We start from the raw sequence: 3,326 nt of genomic DNA, 5'->3' as shown, positions 1-3,326 counted from the left end.
CTGCCGGGGGCCCAGCCGAGGCTCCGCTTCGAAATGCCGCCGGAATACTTGCACCAGGACAACCAGGTTGGCCACCAGCCCGGCGAAGTGGAGCCCCAGTTCGGTGATCCCGGGCCCCGGATGTCGCCGCAGCATCCCCTCTATATGGGTTTTATGGGCACCGTGGGCGTGGGGCTGGCCCTGCTGGTTTACTGGATCGGATCCAACACTACGCAGCTGCTGTTGTGGATTATTGCGGCGTTGTTCATTGCCCTTGGGCTGGAGCCCGTGGTGGGCTGGCTGGAGAGCCGGAAGATCCCCCGCCCGGCAGGAATCCTGGTGTCCGTCACGGTCCTGGTGAGTGCCGTCGTCGGATTCTTCGCCACCCTGATCCCCACGATCGTTGAGCAGGTAACGGAGATCGTCCAGCAGGCGCCCATCTGGGTGCGGGACTTCATCGATTCCGAGTTCTTCCGCAGCCTTGACGACCAGTTCGGCGTCCGAGACCGGCTCACGGAGGAACTGGACAAGTTCGTTAACGACCCTGCTGCAGTGGGCGGCATTTTCGGCGGCGTGGTGACCTTCGGCTCAACGGTGGCCAACGGCCTGTTCGGCACCCTGATTGTCCTGGTGCTGAGCCTTTACTTCCTGGCCGCCCTGCCGGCCATGAAAAAGTGGGGCTACCGGCTGGCGCCGCGTTCCCGCCGTGCCCGGGTGGAGGCTTTGTCCGAGGAGATCACGCGGTCGGTGGGCAACTATGTCATCGGGCAGGCCTGCGTGGCCCTGCTCAATGCCACCTTTGCCTTCATCGTGATGTCAATCGTGGGGATCCCCTTCGCCCTTCTGCTGGCGTTTGTGGTGGCCTTGCTCGCCTTTATCCCCCTGGTCGGCGGTCTGATCGCAGGTGTGCTGGTAGTCCTCATCGCGCTCACTGAAGGCTGGCAGACGGCCGCTGTCTACGCCGTGTGCTACTTCGCCTACCTGCAGTTCGAGGCGTACTTCATCTCCCCGCGCATCATGCAGAAGGCCGTGGCGGTACCGGGGGCGGTGGCGGTTATTTCCGTCATCGCCGGCGGCAGCCTGCTCGGTGTCCTCGGCGCCCTGATCGCCATTCCGACGGCGGCCGCTGTCCTGCTGCTGATCCGGGAAATCTACATCGTGCGGCAGGACAAGCACTGACCCCAGGACCTGGTGTTCCGGGGCTGATGCTTCCGGCCTAGGCCGGAGCTGTGGCCACCGGCCCGTCCCATTCCTGCGGCAGGCCGGTGCCCCCGGCGGCTGCACCGGTAACCTCTTCAACAATCTCGTTCAGCACGCGTCCTGCGTACTTCTCCCCCACCCACAGGTGCTTGGCGCCCTTGACGCCCACCACGCCGGCCTGGGGCACCAGGCTGAAGCGCGCTGCTGCGGCCTCCGGCTGGAGATAGTCATCGTGCTCAGGTACCAGTACCTTGAGCGGCTTTCCGGACTGCGCCCACTGCAGAAGGTGTTCGTCCTTGGCCCGGTGCAGCGGAGGGGACAGCAGCACGGCGCCCTCGATCTGCGAGGCGACCGGTTCCGTGGCCCCGTACATCAGGGCAAGTTCGGTGCCGAAGGACCAGCCCACCAGCCACCGGTTGGGCAGGCCGCGTTCGACGGCGAAGCGGACCGCCGCCTCCACGTCGTGCCGCTCACCAACACCCTCCTCGAACGTCCCCGTACTGGTACCCCGCGGTGATCCGGTACCGCGGGTGTTGAACCGCAGCACCGCGATGCCGGCGAGCGCGGGCAGCCGGTAGGAGGCCTTGCGGTAGACGTGGGAATCCATAAAACCGCCGTGGGTGGGCAGCGGGTGAAGGGTAATCAGGGTGGCCTTCACGGGCCCGGACTCCGGCAGCGCCAGTTCGCCCACCAGGGTATGGCCGTCCTCCGTCTGCAGCTCCACGTTTTCGCGCCGGGCGGGCAGGACAGTGGCGGCACGGATGGGAGCGGGACCGGTGGACTGGCTGAATTCATACGACGCCGGATCAAAAGTCATGCCTGCCAGCTTAGCGACAGCGCGGCCCGGCCCCCTACCGGTAGCGGTAACTGCGGGTCATCCAGCAGTTGGTGTGCCAATGGCGCCGTTCCGCCAGCCCCGCGGCAGCGCCGAAGAGGTGGTCGTCCTTCCAAACCACCAGGTGCGCAACCCCCGGCAGCACCGCAGTGGAACACTCCGGGCAGATGTACGTCTTCTCCGCGTTCCTGGCCGTCATGGTGCGGACCATCCATTCGCCGTCGGGAGCGCTTTCCCGCCGGGCGATGCCTGCCCGGGCACGTTCCAGGTCAAGCTCAGGGACCTCACCGCTCCCCTTCTTTCCGGCAGCCCTACCCGAACCAGTCCCGGCTTTTCCGGACACGGGACGGCGGGGACGGTTGGAACGCGGCATGCATCCATTCTGCCCCAGCACCCGCCTCCGCCGGCGCGGCTGGGCGGGAACCACTCCTCCTGCAGGACTTGCCCGGGGCAGGTACCGGCGGCAGCAGCCGGTAGTCTGTACGGCGTGCGACTTGTCATAGCCAGATGCTCTGTTGATTACGTTGGCCGGCTCAAAGCCCATCTCCCCCTTGCCACCAGGCTCCTGTTGGTCAAGGCTGACGGCTCTGTCCTGGTCCACTCGGACGGCGGCTCTTACAAGCCGCTTAACTGGATGAGCCCGCCGGCAACGATGCGGGTCTCTTCCCCGGAGGACGTGGACCTGGAACTGGGCGTCATCGAGCAGTGGACAGTGCAGTCGGCCAAGACTGACGACCGGCTCATCATCAACATCCACGGGAAAATCAGTGACTCCTCCCACGACCTCGGCGTGGATCCAGGCCTGATCAAGGACGGTGTGGAGGCGGACCTGCAGCGGCTCCTCGCGGAACAGATTGAAACGCTCGGTGAGGGCTACTCCCTCATCCGCCGTGAGTATTTCACCGCCATCGGACCGGTAGACATCCTGGCGCGCGATGCGCGCGGTACCACCGTGGCTATTGAGCTGAAGCGCCGAGGCGACATCGACGGCGTGGAGCAGCTCACGCGGTACCTTGAACTCCTGAACCGCGACCCGCTGCTGGCCCCCGTCCGGGGCATTTTCGCCGCGCAGCAGATCAAGCCGCAGGCCAAGGTCCTGGCCAACGACCGCGGGATCGATTGCGTCACCCTTGACTACGACGCGATGCGCGGCGTGGACGACAGCGAATCCCGGCTTTTCTGACCGACGCTCCTCCTGCCGCTCCCGCACCCGGTTGTTGGGTCTTGAATTGCCCTTATACGGCTCTGACAAGGTCAATCAGCAGAATTGAACCCAAAATTTATCAGTTTCTACACCTAAACCGAAGACATC

4 protein-coding genes are annotated in these 3,326 nt (G+C 65.2%); 2 read left to right on the top strand and 2 right to left on the bottom strand.

The window, feature by feature from the left end; genetic code table 11:
- The coding region (locus AC5RWX_RS31610; RefSeq protein ID WP_494100140.1) for an AI-2E family transporter at nt 1-1,158 on the top strand (1,158 nt) is incomplete at its 5' end.
- 37 nt (nt 1,159-1,195) lie between these two features.
- Here AC5RWX_RS31610 and AC5RWX_RS31605 read toward each other — a convergent pair.
- A complete protein-coding gene (locus AC5RWX_RS31605; RefSeq protein WP_494100139.1) occupies nt 1,196-1,996 on the bottom strand; it encodes an alpha/beta hydrolase in 801 nt (266 codons plus the stop codon).
- 34 nt (nt 1,997-2,030) lie between these two features.
- Nucleotides 2,031-2,387, bottom strand: coding sequence for an Rv1322 family protein (locus tag AC5RWX_RS31600; protein ID WP_494100138.1), 357 nt, complete (start codon nt 2,385-2,387; stop codon nt 2,031-2,033).
- A gap of 114 nt (nt 2,388-2,501) precedes the next feature.
- Here AC5RWX_RS31600 and nucS point away from each other — a divergent pair, with 114 nt between their 5' ends.
- Nucleotides 2,502-3,197 carry an endonuclease NucS gene (gene nucS, locus AC5RWX_RS31595; RefSeq protein ID WP_494100137.1) on the top strand — a complete coding sequence of 232 codons (696 nt, stop codon included), beginning with the start codon at nt 2,502-2,504 and terminating at the stop codon, nt 3,195-3,197.
- The last annotated feature ends 129 nt before the right edge of the window (nt 3,198-3,326 follow it).

The organism is Arthrobacter sp. SPT-J7 (assembly GCF_059089965.1).
The sequence above is the reverse complement of the archived record's forward strand: the minus strand, read 5'-3'. Positions and strand labels throughout refer to the sequence as shown.